Here is a 16,940-nt window from a genome sequence, read left to right on the forward strand (position 1 = left end):
CAATGGCGATTATTAGATCATTACCAGCCATAACTAAATCTGCGGTTCGCAGTTGCGGGGCGCGCAGCCCAGTCGCATGTCATTGTTCGTGTTCCCACCCTTGATGAAGATCCTAGCGTCAAACCGGAGGCTCATATTTGGTGCTCTCTCGATTTGGCGTGGTTACAAGTCGATGAAGGAATACCTTCCATGAAGTGTGGCAACCAGGAAGGTAATTAGCAAAGATGTTAATGATTCATATAAAGGCAAAGCCAAATGATTGAATTCATTTCTCAGCAAAATAAAAAGAACCTAATCCTATTTGTTCATGGATTTTGTGGTGGAGAGGCGACCTGGAAGAATGGGGAGGCACGTTCCTTCCCCGAATTACTTTCCGATGATTTAGAAATATCAGGGAATTATGACATAGCTCACTTTTCATACTTCACCAAGTTATTAAATCTTTTCGCCAAGGCCGGTAAGGTTTCAACTTTTGTTAAGCGTATATTTGGAACATCACATGGAAAACTGGCCAATAATATAAGCATTGAGGAAATCGGAAACTTACTTAGAACTGAAATCCGATTCAAACTACAATCATACGACAATATTATCGTTGTTGCTCATAGTATGGGCGGCTTAGTAACAAAAAGTGCTATAACAAAAGATATTGAAGAAAAGACATTACCAAAGATCAAACTCTTTATCTCTTTGGCTGTACCCCATCAAGGAGCAGAGGCTGCAACTTTTGGAAAATTGATAAGTGACAACCTTCAGATAGAAGGACTTTCACCACTCAACGATTTTATTCACAAGATTAATGACAAATGGCTAAAAACCAGCTTAAGACCAATCACAAAGTATTTCTATGGTGTGCACGATTCGGTAGTCAAAAAAACAAGCGCAGTACCGATAGATAAAGAAAAGTCGGATGCAATCTCAGTAGACGAAGATCACACCAGTATTACGAAACCTGAGAACTCAGCCAGCACGACCGTTATCGCTGTCAAACAAATAATATTAGATTTTGAAAAGAACGATCCTGGAATATCTAGCCTAGAAATCAAACAACTTGAAGAGGAAACGGACTTTGATGATGAACTGTTTGTCTTAAAATTAATCTCAGCTCACATACACAACACGACAATAAGAGAAGCCAAGGAAGCTTTTTTAAATGCAGAGTATATAAGGAAAATATTTAGTAATTCATCGGATCAAAAACGACTAGCTGAACTATACACAAAAATACGAAAAGTTTATCAGAATAGTTATACGAAATATATACACGATGGAATTCCAAACTCTGGGTTATTGCTGGCGGATGTACATGAAACAATTCTCAAAGAGGATAAAAAGTTTTTAGACACGTTTATTCTGTTTATTAATGCTATCCACAAACAAGGAATGCTTCACCAACTCGCCAACTCAAAAGATGAAAATATTTGGTGGGTAAAAGACGGTTCAATAGACTCACTGAGAAACCTCTTAACGGAGGGTAAAAGTGAATAAACTTCCATATATTCAGCCAGAGCGAGAGCTACACTACAACTTAGGCGTACTTCTCCTGATACTCGGGAGCCTTGCACAAACTTCTCGAAATAAGAAAGTGCTAACGATTGACAAGATTCAATCGTTCTACTTCCTGGTCACTAAGCCAGCCTTCTTGAACAAAGTTCTAATGTTAGCAAACAAGCATCAAATCGCCATTGATGATGTTGACTATTACACAGTGGACACACTTTCTGTAAACGTCGATGAACTCTTTGATCGAGATCGACTTATGATAATGATAAAAATACTTTCATCTAAACAATATTTGTCGTTTGAATATTCTAGCTCAGAAGGATTTTTGTTTGACCTGACTGACACCGGAAAATTCATCGCAGGAAAATTAGAAAATGGGTACTTCCGAAAGATAAAACTGTTTATCGAACAACTTTCATCACTTCAATCGCAGAGCCCTAGCAAACTTAATGGGTATATAAACACAGTATTAAAACAGGGAATATAATGGATCTCTCTCAAGGCTTGCTTTTACAGAATTTAATACTGCACGGGCATAGAAAAGACTATAGAGTTACATTTCATCCCGGAATAAACGTAATTTATGGCGATGCTGATACAGGAAAGTCGAGTATACTCAGGCTTGTTTGCTATCTTCTTGGTGGAAAGCAGATCAAAATCGACGAAGAAATTTCTTCATCAGTAAAATATGCCATCCTTGAAATAACGGTAAATGGAACACCCTACTGCATCAGCAGAGATATTTTCAATCCTGCCAGAGATGTTGACGTATATTCTTGTGAGTATTCTGAAATATCAAACTCCTTTCCTGAAAAGTACAAGTCCAGTGTCACTAAAGGAGATGATCAAAATAAAAGTCTTTCCGAATTTCTTCTTGATGCGCTAGAACTCCCCGCTGTTCGGTTAAAGCAAGCTCCAACAAAAGATTCATCAGAAACTGCTAGGCTCAGTTTCCTAGACCTATTCAAGTTTATTTACTTGGATCAAGATGATGTTGGAAGCACTCACATGCTAAACATTGGAAACCATGTACTCGAAACAAAAAACAGGGAAGTTTTTAAATACATATTTAATGTTCTCGACTCAGGAATTTCCGAGATAGAAGTAGATATAGCAAGCAAAACACAAGAGAAGACACTGCTATCAAACCAGTATTCCGCTATAAGCCATTTTTTGACTCAGACTGAATTTAAAAGCTCTGATGATCTAGATGAAGAAATAAACAAAATAGATATTATTAAAGTTGAAGTGAAATCTCGGTTTTCAGATTTAAACAAGCGAATGACGAGCGATAATGAATTATATGAAGGTCTTAAAGATGCTCTAAACACAATTAATTTGAATATTGAGCAGCAAGAAGAAGCAAAGAGTAAAGCTTTGAGAAATATTGAAAGATTTAGCCGACTTTTCAACGATTACCAAAATGATATTGATAAAATCGAATCAAGCCTATCTGCCAAATATTTTATCGGCAGAGATATACAGGAAAAGACAAGCTGCCCTGTTTGCGAAACCATTATCGAAATTGGTGACATATCCGATAAATTTGATATTCCAAGTGACACGCGCTTAAAAAGCGAGTTAACGTCGATCAAAAGAAGGTCGAAAGATCTTAAGCAGTTGATATCTGATAATAGATCAGATTTAGATTCCGCCAACTCACTCCTTGCAGAACTATATCTGGAGAAAAATAAAGCCAGAGAAATAATGGATGAAGAGCTTTCAAATTCAATATCACCGTATCTAGCCGAGCGGGACGCAATAGTCAAAGAATTAGCCCAGCTTGATGAGCGTCGAGAAAAGGCCGTTCATTCTCTGCGAGTAAGGAATAAGCAAGCCTCATTCGCCGACCAAATAGGCCGCCTAGAAGGAATGATCGAGAAACTTAAGATTAAATTGAATGAGCTCAAAAAGGATGCCCCTTCACTTGATAATGTGTTGAAGGATCTAGGTGTAGATATCAACAAGTTTATTCAGCAGGTAAAAATTAAAAACCACCATGGCGTAGGAATAGACGAAAAAACATTTTTCCCAAAAGTCAGAAATATAGAATACAGAAAAATTAATTCTGGCGGACTTAGAACAATTGCTTCTATCGGATACTTGGCGTCTATCTTGATGCAGAAGTTGCGTACAGAGACAAATATTCCAGGATTATTAATGATCGACACAGTAGGAAAATTCCTGGGAAAAACTCCTGAAGATTCCGATGACAATCAAATTGACAGCGATAATGATGTTGATGGTGTGGCAGATCCAGAGAAATACAGAAATCTATTTAATGCATTGGTAGCGGTTGCCGAAGAGTTCGATGATAAAGGAAAACTCTGCCAGATTATATTAGTAGATAATGACATGCCCCAAGATGTTGCGTACGAAAATAAAGGCTTTGAAATAGCACATTACAGATCTAACGGGATCAATGGGCTTCCGATAGGTCTAATCGATGACTGGGATTCGACTCAAAAGAAATGAGAGTGCAACAAATCAAAGCACGCGGACTTAGTAAAACTGTCACCTTTTTTGTTCCAAAAAAGTCGCCAACTTCACCAAGCCGGTGTTTGAGGCGTTAAGCGAGCAGTTTCCGCTATATAAATCGGTCATTAAGAAACCAACCCCCGAAGGTCAGAAATTGGCCGCTCGACGAATACAGCCGTAACAATATTCACGTTTTCTCGTTAAGTCTAGCCGCCAAATGAGTGATCCTGCGTTGTGATTGTTGATTTTTCACAGCCATGGCTAACGCTTTGGGCTGGGCAATTACCACGACCAATTGTTTTCCACGCGTGACGCCGGTATACAGCAGATTGCGTTCGAGCAGCATAAAGTGCTGCATGGCCATCGGAATCACCACCACGGGATATTCGGAGCCTTGCGATTTGTGCACGCTGCTGGCATAAGCCAGTGTAATTTCGTCCAGATCGCTGAATTCGTAGTCGACCTCCCGATCGTCGAATAAGATCTTGATCTGGCTTTCCTCAAGATCAATGGCTTTGATGAAGCCAATGTCGCCATTGAAGACTTCCTTATCGTAGTTGTTGATCCGCTGAATCACCTTGTCACCGGGCGCATAGGTATTACCGAAACGGGTAATCTTCGGTTCGCTGTGACCATTGAGCCGGGCTTGCAATTCGATGTTCAACGACCGCGCGCCCAGGCCACCTCGATTCATGGGCGTTAGGATTTGCACGTCGTTGACCGGATGAAAGTTGAAGCGCTGCGGAATACGTTCGAGGACGACTTGCATCAATTTAGCGAAAATCTCCTCAGGTGTTTCGGCGTAGAGGCAATAAAAGTCGCTGAGGCTTTCAGTTTTATCCACCACAGGCATTTGCCCCTGGTTAATCCGGTGCGCATTGGTGATGATCTTCGATGTACTGGCCTGGCGGAAAATCTCGGTCAGACGCACGGTGGCAATTTGCCCGGAATCAATGATGTCGGCCAGCACCGATCCGGGGCCGACTGAAGGTAATTGGTCAACATCACCGACGATTAAAACTGCGGCTTCGGTCGGTATGGCTTTTAACAACTGATTCATCAGCACCACGTCCATCATCGACGACTCATCGATCACCAAGCAATCGAGGTCTAGCGGGTTTTCGTCGTTATGCTTGAAGGCAAACTGAGTCGGATCGAACTCCAGTAGACGATGAACGGTTTTCGCTTCCATGCCGGTCGATTCGGTCAGGCGTTTTGCCGCACGTCCCGTCGGCGCGCACAAACCGATCCGCACCCGTTTGGCTTTGAGAATCTTGAGCAGACTGTTGACCAGCGTGGTTTTACCGACACCGGGGCCGCCAGTGATCACCGAGACTTTATGCTGGAGTACCAGCCGAACTGCTGCAGCTTGCGACTGCGACAAGGTCATGCCAGTTTGCCCTTCAACCCAAGGAATGGCTTTATCCGCGTCAATCACACCCCATGTCGCATCACCTTGATTTAATCGGTTCAGATGGACGGCACAACCTATTTCAGCACGGTGTAAAGGCGTCAGAAAAATGAATTCGTCGCTGCCGTCGATTTCGGCGATCAAATTGCCTTCGGTTAATTCTGCCGCGATCGCTTGATCGATAATCGGCAATGGAATTTCCAGTAGCTTCGCCGCCATTTCGCACAGATTGCTGCGAATCGCAGCGCAGTGGCCTTCGCCGGACCATTCCTGCAAGACATGCCGGACACCCGCTTGCGCTCGCAGCAGGGATTGCGGGCCGATGCCTAGCTTCTGGGCCAGCGTGTCAGCCGTCTTAAAGCCGATGCCGTGAATATCCAGTGCCAGGCGATAGGGATTTTCGCGCACTTTCTCGATGGCCTGATCACCGTAGGTTTTGTAAATGCGCACCGAACGCGAGGTACCGACGCCATGGGATTGCAGAAAAACCATGATCTCCCGAATCACTTTCTGTTCAGCCCAGGCACTGGTCACACGCTCCTGGCGTTTCTTACCAATCCCCGGTAATTCCAACAGACGCTCGGGTGTTTGCTCAATCACATCGAACACCAGCTCACCGAAGGCTTTGACCAGCTTTTTGGCAAAATGGGGGCCAATGCCTTTGACCATGCCGGAACCCAGGTATTTTTCGATGCCGTCCAACGTGGTCGGAGGCACAATTTTTAACGAGATGGTTTTGAATTGCTGACCATGCTGGCGATCATTGACCCAGCAACCCAGGCATTCGATGTATTCACCCGCTGTGACACTAGCGGCCGAACCGATCACGGTAATCAGTTCACGATAACCTTTGACCTTGACCCGTAACACGCAAAATCCCGAGGCCTCGCTATGGAACGTGACGCGCTCGATGGAGCCGTGTAGTTTCTCAACGGGGTTGTCGGCAGAATGTGATGGGCTGGGTTGGAAATCCATGCTGAATTCGCTATCCCTAGCGTTTTTTCATCAAGTCATCGAGTGTCAGGCCGCAGTTAGGCGCGAAGGACAGCATAAAAAATCAGACCTCAGGCTGATCCATTGCTTCAATATCCCGTTCAAGTTGTTCGGCAGCTATTTCAAATTCAGCATTGCCGGCTTTCAATTCGGCCTGGCATTTCAGGTAGGCGGATATCTTGTCAGCCGCTTTGATGATTTTCTGATGAGCTTCAGACATTTGCTGGTGATCGATCAAAACCCGGAAATCGGGTTGTAATGCTTCAGGCAGTAGATTCAATAACTCTTGTTCCGCTTGCTGCTCGATTTGCTTGTAGGCACTGAGAATTGCTGACGAATGGTATTTGATGGGTGTGGGCATATCACCGGTAATGACTTCAGTGATGTCATGGTAAAGGGCTGCGGTTGCAACGGCATTGGCATCAACTTGACCTTCAAAATAGCGGTTTTTGATGAGCGCCAAGGTATGGGCAATGACAGCCACTTCCCAGCTGTGCTCCATGACATTTTCTTCATGGGCGTTGCGTTTCAGTCCCCAGCGTTTAATCCATCTTAAGCGCGAAAGGTAAGCATAAAAATTCGAACTAATCGATGGTGACATGGGGTTAAGAAATCCTAAGTTTGTTCAAAGCAGATTAAAACACTGCAGCGCAATAGCCTTAATCTTACTGCCGCTGAATCGTTATCCCCAAATTCTGTGGATAACATTGTTTAAAATATAGGGTTAGTTCATCTAACCCGCTGTTTTACTAAAAGGCTTATCAAATTGGGCAATAATTGGTCATCAATGCACCGTGACGTTTTACATTCACCAGTTACTGTGACGGAAGCTGTCGCGCGGTTGTTACTGGTTCTGGAAGAGAAGGACCAGCTGACAATAGCGGCAATGGAACCGAACAACCTGATAGACCTGCATTTCGGGCTTGGACTGGCGATTCGAAATGCCTTCGAGCTTCATAATCCGGATAATCCGTTACTGCCTGAATGTGCCACATCCCATCCTGATGACGCTGCACTGTTCATCATTCATGCTCTGTGGCAACGTCTACAGTAAACAACCACTCTACGGATCAACAGATTGTCTGCGTTACGCCTTACCTTTGGATTTTTTATCGCTCTCTGCTGGAGCAGTGCGCATGCTCACCCCGGAAAGGTTAATACCGAAGGTTGCCATACCCATCGAAAGACGAGTGAATACCACTGCCATGATGATCGCATCAAGGCAAAAGTGGAATCGGTCGTGCTACCCAGTCAAACAGCACAGCCACCTGCTCAAGTGCAAGCCAGCATGGAGTCGAATGAGCTTCTGAAGCTTGATTACGAAGGATTCACCCTTTGGATTGATTGCAAAGAACGAGCCGCTATCCGATTTCGCTATACCGCCCAGCGAGACAATGGCAACGTAAAGCGCTACGATCATTTCGAGGTGGATCCAGGTACACCAGCAGCGTGCCAACTGAACCGCCCCGATTTTCTCGGAGGCTCCAACCTTTGAGAGAATGGAGCAATGAAAGAGAAAACGACCAAGCATTATTCATCGGAAATTCGAGAACGAGCCGTTCGTATGGTGCGAGATCATCAAGACGAATACCCGTCCGAATGGGCAGCGATTCAATCGATGTCGGCCAAGTTTGGCTGTACAGCTGAGACCTTACGTCGCTGGCTGCGGCTGTCGCAAACGGCCGGCGTAAAACCGAAAGAGCCGATCGACAGCGACTCGGAGCGGATCAAGGCGTTGGAGCGCGAAGTCCGTGAGTTACGCCAGGCCAACGAGATTCTGCGCAAGGCGTCGGCGTATTTTGCACAGGCGGAGCTCGACCGCCCGTCCAAACGATGAAAGCGTTCATTGACGACCATCGTGTTGTCTATGGGGTCGAGCCGATCTGCAAGGTCTTGCCGATTGCCCCGTCGACGTATTACCTGCATGCGGCGCGCCAAGCCAATCCCGAGTTACGCTCTACCCGAGCCAAGCAGGACGAGGCGTTGAGTCAACAGATTCGCCGTGTCTGGGAGGAAAGCTTCCAAAACTATGGCGCTCGTAAAGTCTGGATTCAGTTGCAGCGCGAAGGCTTAGCCGTGGCCCGTTGCACGGTGGAACGCCTGATGCGCAGCCTGGGCTTGAAAGGTGTCATGCGAGGCAAAACCATCAAGACCACGATCAGCGACGCCAACGCGGCTTGCCCCTTGGATCGCGTCAATCGGCAGTTCAGCGCCGAGCGACCGAATGCCTTGTGGGTAGCGGACTTCACCTATGTCAAAACATGGCAGGGCTTTGTTTATGTGGCCTTCGTGATCGATGTGTTTGCCCGCTACATCGTCGGCTGGAAAGTGTCATCATCAGCGCACACCGACTTTGTGCTGGATGCGTTGGAACAGGCGTTACATGACCGGCAACCCGCGCGGGATGGTAGCTTGATTCACCATAGTGATCGGGGCGTGCAGTACGTTTCGATCCGCTATAGCGAGCGATTAGCCGAGGCAGGCGTTGAAGCTTCGGTCGGTAGCGTGGGCGACTCTTATGACAACGCCTTGGCCGAAACCATCAATGGTTTGTATAAAGCCGAGCGGATTCACAAACAGTCGTGGAAAAATCGCGAAGCCGTCGAACTGGCCACTTTGACCTGGGTTGATTGGTTCAATCATCGACGTTTGCTAGGGCCTATTGGTAATATCCCTCCGGCCGAAGCAGAGGCCAGGTATTATCAGCAACTAACCGAGTCTGCTAAGGCAGCATGACTCACAACCTAAAGCCTCCGATAATTCCGGGGCGGTTCATATTTGGATAACGCCGAATGGCGGCGAAGGAATGAACAAATTGAAGCCCAGCTAGAGGGAAACCTGACACCTCATACATCACGAGAAACAGCCTCCCTATATAAATCCAATTCAGTAATTGATGATCGTATCGGCTGGTATTTATATTTGATTGATACTGTACTTCATAATCCAGTGAAGTATGAGCCAACTCAAGGCGCTCGGATAGTTCCCATATTTAAACGACTTGGAGCCGACCTTGATCAACTTAAGGACATAAAACACATCGGTGATCGAGTTGTACGGATGCTGACAAAGGAGAAACAACAACCAGATGGAGCATTATTTGAGCTTCTAGTTGGTTTGATCTGGAAACGAAACGGAGCAAGTGATGTTGAATTTCTTAACGAAGCCCCACCTCAAAAGCAACCCGATCTTAAAGCGTCAATCGGTAAAAACACCTGGTATATTGAATGTAAACGACTAAATAAAAGCTCCGAATACAGTCAAAATGAAAGGCAAAAATGGTTGAGAATGTGGTCGAGAGCTCGGGACATTCTATACGACGGACAATACGATGTAGTTTTAGATGTTGTCTTTCATGTTGAACTTAATTCACTCCCAGATGATTTTCTTGTCAAGGAATTATGTGGAAAACTTGCATTGGTTAATCCACCGTGCACTATTATTTCAAACGAAATCTGGGATGTATCAGTTGCTCCAATTGACTATGATTCAATTAGAGAGCATTTATCGCATTATTTGGTTAAATACCCATCGGATCAAATAATCGAATTGATTGGTGGAAGACGTGAACCGAACCGAGGATTCACACATCTAGTCAAGGGACGGTTCAAACGATTAGGCGGTGGAATCGGGAATAACCGTTTTCTTGATGAGGTGTCTTTTGCTGTAGCTGCTTATTGGAGCTGCGACGCCGAACGAGCAGTAGAGCGGAAGGCGAGAGATATTCGAGGACACCTTGCCGAAGCTGTTAGTCAACTTCCAGAAAACAAACCTGGAGTCGTGCATGTAGGCCTAGAAACGCTTGACGGCGACCTGGTTGAAATTGAACGCTATAAACGAATATTTAAATCTGTTTGCGAGTTCGATTCACGGGGTAAAGACCTCCGATGGGTATATTGCCATTTATTTCAGTCTTATGCTCCTCCATCTGATTGTTGGATTATCGATGAAACGGTGTACTTCTTTAATCGAATTGATCAGTTTGGTCTTGAACCAATACCAAATAATTCTGCAATCGTGATGAAAAATGACGATACTGAGGCTAACAACGTGCCTGTTCATTGGTTGCGACCAACTCCATAATTACAGCCACCTATGTATATAAAATACCGAATTTAAGGCAAATCTGACATTGGAAATAGTCTCCAAATTGCTGAAAATAGATGATATTCGAGGCTGACTTTTAAACCAATTCTACTAAAAACATGGTCAATTCCTTGGCGCACATTGGCTCAGGATTAAATGAAATGTGTTTCATTCTGCATATGCCAATCAGAACTGCTGCCGCAAAATTCCAAAAGTGGCTGTTATCTTCAAGTTGCGTATTAAAAATAATAGACTTTATGCGTTCAGCCACGGAGAAATAATCACAGTTACCACCACGATCCCATACCGGGGTTATTTCATGTAGTATGAGAACCGCTAAAACGAATGACATGGACCGTCTTTGTAAGACAGTTTGATAATCTAAAGATTTAGAGCTTGCGTAGGTTGCAATTTTGGCCGTTATAAACTCTCTAGCCCATACATCGCAGGCCATCTCTTCTTCTGCTCGCACATTATGCCGTTCTCTATCTTGATCAAGCATTACATGACGGAATTCGTGGAATAATGCAAATCCTAGAGCTGAAACTGTTAAATCATATGCAGCTTTATATTCAACGTCATCAATACCGTCATCATGTGATGTTATTTTTGGAATGTCTGGCGGCCAAATATCTTCTATAGAACTATTGCCTTCAATAAACTGTTCAGCGGCTTTTATTCTTTCTTTATAAGTTCGCTCTACAACATCTAGCTCCTCGTCGTTTTTTAGTTCATCCAATATGCGATTATTAAATAAAGAGGCAGTCATGACTGATGGGATATAAGTTTCAATCGCTTTCCAACCTGAAAAACCAATCAACCAAAATACATCAATTATTTTTAAGTCAACTCTAATCTCATCGCGCGTTGCTTCTAGAGTTAGTTTATTGCCATTTTTTATGACCATCTTTGGATTGTAATGCTCCCAATGCTTTAATATTTCATCTGTTCGCTCAGGAACTGCGCCCTTCATAAGTTCAATAAAACATTGCTTAAATTCTTCTTGTTTTTGTTCGAAGTTACTCATGTTGTTTATCAAATTTCAAAAATAGTTTATAAATAGGGCAATAAGCGTTCCTAGTGAGGAAGGCACCATGAGAATCAGATGGTACTTGTAACGATCATTCTACGTGACCGTCACTATTGGCGCATTAGCTGAACAATTGATTGAATTCAACCATTCGATAGTATTTAAACCGTGTGATTGCGGACTTTAAAGTCCGCAATCACACGGTTTTCGCTCATTCGGAAACTACGAATGGATGTCCGTTTGTGGCCGATCGCGTTGGATCTCGAACAGAACAAAGCCAATGCAAATTTCAAACTTTTTTTGCCCAATTAACGAAATCGCAATAATTATCGCGATTTCGAAAACGACCTCCCGAAAATTCTCTTCACAATAATGACCATCCCAACCGGAGGTCATTATGGAACCCGTTGCCATCCCCCAATCGATCGACGATCCGATCCACATTTTATTGTGGAGTGCGGACGAGATCGTACCCTTCATGGTGAGCATGCTGACCGGCATGTTGATCGATCAGTTCATTCCAGGCTTAGCGCTCGGGTTGATTGCGGTCAAGTTTTACCGGCGATTCCGCGATAACCGGCCTGACGGTTATACCTTGCATGCGTTGTATTGGCTGGGTTTGTTGCCCAGTCGTGCGCAGACCATCCCTAATCCCTACATCCGCAGGTTCCTGCCATGAGATGGTCGGATTTTCTGCAAACCTGGGACGGCCACGAGACCGAGAACCGGTTTAGCCGCGTCATCATCATTGGCTTGCTGGTGATTTGCGTGATCACTTCGCTGGCCGCTTGGCGCACCGAACGCAGCATCATCCTGGTACCGCCGAGCTTGACACAGGAAGTCGAGGTCACACGCAGTCAGGCATCCAGCGAGTTCAAAGAGTCCTGGGGCTTGTTCCTGGCTGAACTCCTTGGCAACACCACTCCAGCCAATGCCGATTTTTTGAAAACCGCCGTCGAGCCGCTATTGGCGCCGGATATTTACCGCAGTGTCCTGGATGCCATGAGCGATCAAATCAAGGCTATCAAAATGGATCGGGTCGCGATCAGTTTCACCCCGCGTCACGTCGACTACGAAGCCGAGACCAACAAAGTCTTCGTCAGCGGCGAACTGAAAAGCCAGGGCCCCAGTTCCAAACCGGACGTAAAGCTCCGTACCTACGAATTCATCATCGCCATCAAAAATTATCGGCCCCGCCTGGAATACATCGACGTGTATCCGGATTCCCCCAGAACCCTGGCCCGTTTGCAAGCCACTCAAGGCCAACCGCATGAGGCTAAACCATGAAACGATTGTTGCACCCCTGGTTATTCCTTTCCCTCGCCAATGGCGCTTGGGCCAGCGATGATTTACCGGTGACGGTATTACCACCGGTCACCAGCGTGGCCGAAGAGTCATCCTCATTGCCATCACAACCCGTTGTACCGTCTCAGCCCGACTTAGGTATCGAGTTACCGCCGGTTGATGCCAGCGTCTTGAAAGCCGCCAAACAGCAAGCGGCAGCGTCAAACGCAGCATCAAACACATCAATCGGTCCCCAGCATATCGCGGTTAAACCCGGCATCAACGAACTGATGCCGATTGCGGTCGGCCACTTGAATCGTCTGGTCACACCGTTCGAACATCCGGTGGTTACGACCACCAGCCAGGCCACCACCAGTACCAAAGGCAAAATCGTCTACGTCGCCACCGCCGACGAAACGCCGGTCACCTTATACATCACCCCAGGCGACAACCAGGACATCGCCCTGTCGCTCACACTGATCCCCAAACGCATTCCGGCGCGGGAAATTCACCTTGATCTGGACAAGGACAGCTACCAATTACTGAACCAATGGCAACGCGCCGATGCCACGAGTCGAGCCACTAGCCAACAGGAACAAGCCTACATCAGCCAACTGAAAACCTTGTTTCGGGATTTGGGTTTGCAAAAGACCCCAGCCGGTTATTCGCTACGCGAACCCAAGCCGCAGGAGCAGATTCGCTGCCTGCAAGACCGCGTGCAGATTAAAACCGGCCAAGTCCTTGAAGGCCAGGATCAGCTGATTCTGGTGGGGCTTGCCAAGAACACCGGCGGCGACATACTTGAATTCGACGAACGTAGTTGTGCAACAACTCAGCAGGACGTACTGGCAATTTCAGTCTGGCCCAACGTGGTGTTGAAACCGCAGGAAGCCACCGAATTGTATGTCGTGGTCCGACAAGCGCCTGAAGCGTCAAACAGTTTGCGTCCTTCATTACTGGGCGGAGGCCAACCCTGATGGCCAGCGTCGATACCTGGTGGACACGCTTGAGTCCGACAGCCAAACGCAATCTGGCCGTCGGCAGCATCGGTACCGTGCTGTTGGCCGTCATCATCGCGTTAGCCACTGTCACCCCGGAAGTCAGCAAGCCGCTCAGCAAACAGGCCACCATCCAACACATCCTGACCGATAGCGATCCACGCTCGCTGGGAATCGACGGCATTTCCGCGCAATTACGCGATCTGCTGCAGAAAAACGACGAACAAGCCCGCCGGCTGGCAGCGATCGAAGAACAGCAACGCCGTGAGCAGCAATCCGACGAAATCCGCTTCAAACAATGGACCACCGCTGAGCGTGAAACCTATGAAGCCAAACTGCAAGCCGTCACAGGTGAAGTCGAGTCGCTGAAGAACAAAGCGTCCACACCGTCAACGACCGGCATCCCAGGCGAGGTCACTCAATCCACCCTAGAACCATCTGCACTCGGAAGACCGTCAAACCGCCGCCCAAACAACCCTCCATTCGACAACGGCCAGGACGATCTCAACCGCGTCTTCGAGCAAGCTGCTGTGCCCGGACCGACATCTGGCAATGCCGGTGTCTCGGGAGGACGCGCCAATAGCCCAGCGCCGGCGGCGATGCAGATTCGCGTCATCCAGGAAGGCACTGAGCAGTCTAATGGCAAAGACAAAGACGCCGCGCCGACCAACACTCACGGCCAGTCGCAGCCAAGCCACGCTAACAGCGACGTTTTCATCCCGGCTGGCAGCATTTTGACCGGGGTGTTGTTGAATGGTCTCGATGCCCCGACTGGCCGCAAAGCCAAGAAAGAACCCATGCCGGTGCTGTTTCGCATCAAGAAGGAAGCCATTCTGCCTAACCGTTTCCATGCCGATGTACGCGAGTGCTTTCTGCTGGCTGCCGGCTTTGGCGATTTGAGTGCTGAGCGCGCCTACTTTCGCGGTGAGACCTTTTCCTGCGTTCGCCAGGACGGTGGCGTGATCGAAGTGCCGATGAATGCCTATGCCACTGGCGAAGATGGCAAAAACGGGGTGCGTGGCCGGGTGGTCTCCAAACAAGGTGCGTTACTCGCCCAGTCCATGATGGCCGGTTTTCTGCGCGGCTTTTCCGATGCCTTCGGTCGTAACCAGATTCCGGTGCTGATGACCGGCGGCATAGGCGCGTTATCTGGTACCACACCGTTCCAAAGCGCCTTTTCCTCGCAATCGATGGAAGGTGGTGCCTTGAAAGGTGCCGGTTACGCCATGGAACGGCTGTCGCATTTTTACATGGACATGGCCGAGGAGATTTACCCGGTCATCGAGGTCGATGCCACCCGCCAGGTTAACTTCATCGTGCAAAAAGGCACGGCATTGAAGTTGAAAACCCCAAGCTGATTTTCACTAAAACACGGAATCGATTTATGTCTCTACGCCAAACCCGTTTACTGCTGGCATCACTGTTAGTCACTTCAACTGCCTTCGCTGCCAACCCGTCAAAACCGCCCATCTCGGATATTGCCGCCGGCCTGTTGTCGATCAAAATCGACGGCATGCAAGACTTGCCGATTTCGGGCCTGAAGATGGTCAAGTCCGGCGAGCAGACGGTGTTTATGTCCAGCAACGGTCGCTTTGCCTTTTATGGCGGCAAATTGATGGACATCTGGACCCAGCAGGAGATCAAGGAATTGGCGGATATCGATCGCATCGCCAACCGCATCGACCTGTCGCGGATGAAACTCAAGGCTGATGATCTTGGCGCCCTGACTGTCGGCCACGGCAAAGGCCAGGTGCTGGTTTTCATCGATCCGCGTTGCCCATATTGCGGCAAGGTGATGAAAGACCTGCAAGCCTTGCAAGACCAATACACCTTCAAACTGGTGATGGTCCCCATCCTCGGCCCCGAATCGCAAAACATCGTCGTGCAACTGGCGTGTCAATTGGGCACCAACGATACCAAGGCCAAAGGCGCTGTGCGCGAGCGACTGTTGAAACAGGATTACGCGGGCTTGCCGACCGAACCGCCGGTGCAGTGCAACAAAGAGCCACTGCAAAAAGCCGTGGTCACCGCCAAGTTATTCGATTTGAAGGGTGTGCCGTTTCTGATTGCGCCTGACGGACGCACCCACAGTGGCGCGCCGGAATCGTTAGCTGATTGGTTAGCGGATAAACCGAAACCGTCATCCAGTCTGGCAACGACGCCCGATACAAACGCCCAAAACGCAAACGCACCGGAGAATAAGCCATGAACGCCTTACCTTCAATGTCACGTTATGGCTTAGCCGTGCTATTGATCAGCATTTTCAGCGGCTGCGCCACCACCGATTACGGCTGCAAAGGCATGCCTGACGAGCCGAGCTGTCTGTCGACGACGCAGGCTTACCAAGTCACTAATACGGCGATAACCGAAGCACCTCCGGAAAATATCCCCAGTTCGGAGTCAACCTCAACACCGGCACTCGCACTACCGTTACAGCAACCCGTGCCCAAGATCGAAGATCCCACACCGATTCGTACACCCTCACAGGTCATGCGCATCTGGATCGCGCCTTGGGAAGATGCAGACGGCGATTTGATGGTGTCCAACTATGTCTACACCGAACTGGAACACAGGCGTTGGATGATCGGCAAGGCGGCTTCGACAACCAGTTCTTCGTTGATCCCGCTGCAAGTCGAACAACGTCCACCGGAGAGACGCGCCAATGTCGATACCGGGGACGACGAGCGTCCAGTCAATGGATTGAGCAAATCATTGCCTTGATGGGGCAACCCATTTAACCGCAGGTCCCACACACCCTGCGAGACTGAGCGGACAACCGCTTAAAACCTGCCGGACTAACCCTCCGAGATTCGACGGGCAACCGTCTCTTAACCTGAATGAGGATATTTTTGATGAAAGCGTCAAATCGAAGCGGGGTCTTGATGGCCCTGGCATCGTTATTGTTTATGTTGATGGCCAATGATGCCATGGCCGGTACCGGCGGTACCGAGTTCAACACCGTCTGGACCTTGCTCACTGGCTGGGTTGAAGGCTTGCTTGGTCGGATCATTGCCATCGTGTTCGTCATCGTCGGCCTGGTCGCCGGTGTCGTACGCGGCAGCATCATGGGCTTTGTGCTGGGGATTGCCAGTGGTGTCGGCCTGTTTGCGGCACCGACCATTATCACCAATATCGTGACTGCCACGATTTAGGCCTT

The 16,940-nt window shown here is 47.7% G+C and carries 17 protein-coding genes and 1 other annotated feature; of the genes, 14 read left to right on the forward strand and 3 right to left on the reverse strand.

Annotated features, from left to right (window positions below; translation table 11 throughout):
- The first annotated feature begins 255 nt into the window (after positions 1-255).
- From JL719_RS03065 to JL719_RS03075, 3 genes are read left to right on the forward strand one after another with little or no spacing between them, the layout of a single operon-like run.
- Complete coding sequence (locus JL719_RS03065) at positions 256-1,488, forward strand: ABC-three component system protein (RefSeq protein WP_033155933.1); 1,233 nt, start codon at positions 256-258, stop codon at positions 1,486-1,488.
- Positions 1,481-1,990 carry an ABC-three component system middle component 4 gene (locus tag JL719_RS03070; protein ID WP_033155934.1) on the forward strand — a complete coding sequence of 170 codons (510 nt, stop codon included), beginning with the start codon at positions 1,481-1,483 and terminating at the stop codon, positions 1,988-1,990. The genes JL719_RS03065 and JL719_RS03070 overlap by 8 nt, the downstream gene beginning before the upstream one ends.
- Entirely contained in the window at positions 1,990-3,978 is a 1,989-nt protein-coding gene (locus JL719_RS03075; RefSeq protein WP_033155935.1) for an ATP-binding protein, read from the forward strand. The genes JL719_RS03070 and JL719_RS03075 overlap by 1 nt, the downstream gene beginning before the upstream one ends.
- A 190-nt stretch (positions 3,979-4,168) precedes the next feature.
- Here the strand turns inward: JL719_RS03075 and recD2 are convergent, their stop codons facing one another.
- Positions 4,169-6,367 (reverse strand): SF1B family DNA helicase RecD2, encoded by a 2,199-nt coding sequence (gene recD2, locus JL719_RS03080; RefSeq protein ID WP_033155936.1) that lies wholly within the window; start codon positions 6,365-6,367, stop codon positions 4,169-4,171.
- Between the two features lie 82 nt (positions 6,368-6,449).
- The gene (gene yfbR, locus JL719_RS03085; RefSeq protein WP_084153243.1) at positions 6,450-6,986 is read right to left on the reverse strand and encodes a 5'-deoxynucleotidase; all 537 of its coding nucleotides are present in this window, start codon (positions 6,984-6,986) and stop codon (positions 6,450-6,452) included.
- Positions 6,987-7,205: 219 nt separating this feature from the next.
- On the opposite strand from yfbR, the gene JL719_RS03090 reads away from it, so the two are divergent.
- The 4 genes from JL719_RS03090 (at position 7,206) to JL719_RS03105 (ending at position 10,468) form a co-directional block, all read left to right on the forward strand.
- Positions 7,206-7,439 (forward strand): DUF6794 domain-containing protein, encoded by a 234-nt coding sequence (locus JL719_RS03090; protein ID WP_225892993.1) that lies wholly within the window; start codon positions 7,206-7,208, stop codon positions 7,437-7,439.
- A 24-nt stretch (positions 7,440-7,463) separates the two neighbouring features.
- Positions 7,464-7,880: a YHYH domain-containing protein gene (locus JL719_RS03095; protein ID WP_201799011.1), complete on the forward strand. Its 417-nt coding sequence runs from the start codon at positions 7,464-7,466 to the stop codon at positions 7,878-7,880.
- Positions 7,881-7,892: 12 nt separating this feature from the next.
- A protein-coding gene (locus JL719_RS03100; protein WP_371928784.1) for an IS3 family transposase occupies positions 7,893-9,121 on the forward strand; the annotation gives its coding sequence in 2 pieces (ribosomal slippage) (positions 7,893-8,184 and positions 8,184-9,121; 1,230 coding nt in all).
- Positions 8,177-8,293: a sequence feature (AL1L pseudoknot), on the forward strand. (Overlaps the previous gene by 117 nt.)
- Positions 9,122-9,163: 42 nt before the next feature.
- Positions 9,164-10,468 (forward strand): hypothetical protein, encoded by a 1,305-nt coding sequence (locus JL719_RS03105; protein ID WP_033155941.1) that lies wholly within the window; start codon positions 9,164-9,166, stop codon positions 10,466-10,468.
- A gap of 100 nt (positions 10,469-10,568) precedes the next feature.
- Here JL719_RS03105 and JL719_RS03110 read toward each other — a convergent pair whose 3' ends face one another.
- Positions 10,569-11,498, reverse strand: coding sequence for a phage exclusion protein Lit family protein (locus tag JL719_RS03110; RefSeq protein WP_129871337.1), 930 nt, complete (start codon positions 11,496-11,498; stop codon positions 10,569-10,571).
- 400 nt (positions 11,499-11,898) lie between these two features.
- Between JL719_RS03110 and traL the strand changes: the two genes are divergently transcribed.
- From traL to traA, 7 genes are all read left to right on the forward strand, one after another.
- On the forward strand, positions 11,899-12,180 hold the full coding sequence (gene traL, locus JL719_RS03115; RefSeq protein ID WP_033155943.1) for a type IV conjugative transfer system protein TraL: 282 nt from the start codon (positions 11,899-11,901) through the stop codon (positions 12,178-12,180).
- Entirely contained in the window at positions 12,177-12,788 is a 612-nt protein-coding gene (locus tag JL719_RS03120) for a TraE/TraK family type IV conjugative transfer system protein (protein ID WP_033155944.1), read from the forward strand. The genes traL and JL719_RS03120 overlap by 4 nt, the downstream gene beginning before the upstream one ends.
- A complete protein-coding gene (locus tag JL719_RS03125) occupies positions 12,785-13,762 on the forward strand; it encodes a type-F conjugative transfer system secretin TraK (RefSeq protein ID WP_033155945.1) in 978 nt (325 codons plus the stop codon). The genes JL719_RS03120 and JL719_RS03125 overlap by 4 nt, the downstream gene beginning before the upstream one ends.
- The gene (locus tag JL719_RS03130; protein ID WP_033155946.1) at positions 13,762-15,141 is read left to right on the forward strand and encodes a TraB/VirB10 family protein; all 1,380 of its coding nucleotides are present in this window, start codon (positions 13,762-13,764) and stop codon (positions 15,139-15,141) included. Before JL719_RS03125 ends, JL719_RS03130 begins: the two co-directional genes overlap by 1 nt.
- A gap of 26 nt (positions 15,142-15,167) precedes the next feature.
- Positions 15,168-15,992, forward strand: coding sequence for a DsbC family protein (locus JL719_RS03135; RefSeq protein ID WP_051669795.1), 825 nt, complete (start codon positions 15,168-15,170; stop codon positions 15,990-15,992).
- Positions 15,989-16,504 (forward strand): TraV family lipoprotein, encoded by a 516-nt coding sequence (locus JL719_RS03140; protein WP_033155947.1) that lies wholly within the window; start codon positions 15,989-15,991, stop codon positions 16,502-16,504. The genes JL719_RS03135 and JL719_RS03140 overlap by 4 nt, the downstream gene beginning before the upstream one ends.
- A 131-nt stretch (positions 16,505-16,635) precedes the next feature.
- Positions 16,636-16,935 carry a TraA family conjugative transfer protein gene (traA, locus tag JL719_RS03145; protein ID WP_033155948.1) on the forward strand — a complete coding sequence of 100 codons (300 nt, stop codon included), beginning with the start codon at positions 16,636-16,638 and terminating at the stop codon, positions 16,933-16,935.
- Positions 16,936-16,940 lie beyond the last annotated feature (5 nt).

It is taken from the genome of Methylomonas sp. LW13, assembly GCF_016865255.1.
Lineage (GTDB): Bacteria > Pseudomonadota > Gammaproteobacteria > Methylococcales > Methylomonadaceae > Methylomonas.

Excerpts from the sequence above, each read along its gene's own strand:
- JL719_RS03065 (WP_033155933.1), top strand. The coding sequence starts at position 256 with ATGATTGAATTCATTTCTCAGCAAAATAAAAAGAACCTAATCCTATTT.
- JL719_RS03075 (WP_033155935.1), top strand. The coding sequence starts at position 1,990 with ATGGATCTCTCTCAAGGCTTGCTTTTACAGAATTTAATACTGCACGGG.
- recD2 (WP_033155936.1), bottom strand. The coding sequence starts at position 6,367 with ATGGATTTCCAACCCAGCCCATCACATTCTGCCGACAACCCCGTTGAG.
- yfbR (WP_084153243.1), bottom strand. The coding sequence starts at position 6,986 with ATGTCACCATCGATTAGTTCGAATTTTTATGCTTACCTTTCGCGCTTA.
- JL719_RS03110 (WP_129871337.1), bottom strand. The coding sequence starts at position 11,498 with ATGAGTAACTTCGAACAAAAACAAGAAGAATTTAAGCAATGTTTTATT.
- traL (WP_033155943.1), top strand. The coding sequence starts at position 11,899 with ATGGAACCCGTTGCCATCCCCCAATCGATCGACGATCCGATCCACATT.
- JL719_RS03120 (WP_033155944.1), top strand. The coding sequence starts at position 12,177 with ATGAGATGGTCGGATTTTCTGCAAACCTGGGACGGCCACGAGACCGAG.
- JL719_RS03125 (WP_033155945.1), top strand. The coding sequence starts at position 12,785 with ATGAAACGATTGTTGCACCCCTGGTTATTCCTTTCCCTCGCCAATGGC.
- JL719_RS03130 (WP_033155946.1), top strand. The coding sequence starts at position 13,762 with ATGGCCAGCGTCGATACCTGGTGGACACGCTTGAGTCCGACAGCCAAA.
- JL719_RS03135 (WP_051669795.1), top strand. The coding sequence starts at position 15,168 with ATGTCTCTACGCCAAACCCGTTTACTGCTGGCATCACTGTTAGTCACT.
- JL719_RS03140 (WP_033155947.1), top strand. The coding sequence starts at position 15,989 with ATGAACGCCTTACCTTCAATGTCACGTTATGGCTTAGCCGTGCTATTG.
- traA (WP_033155948.1), top strand. The coding sequence starts at position 16,636 with ATGAAAGCGTCAAATCGAAGCGGGGTCTTGATGGCCCTGGCATCGTTA.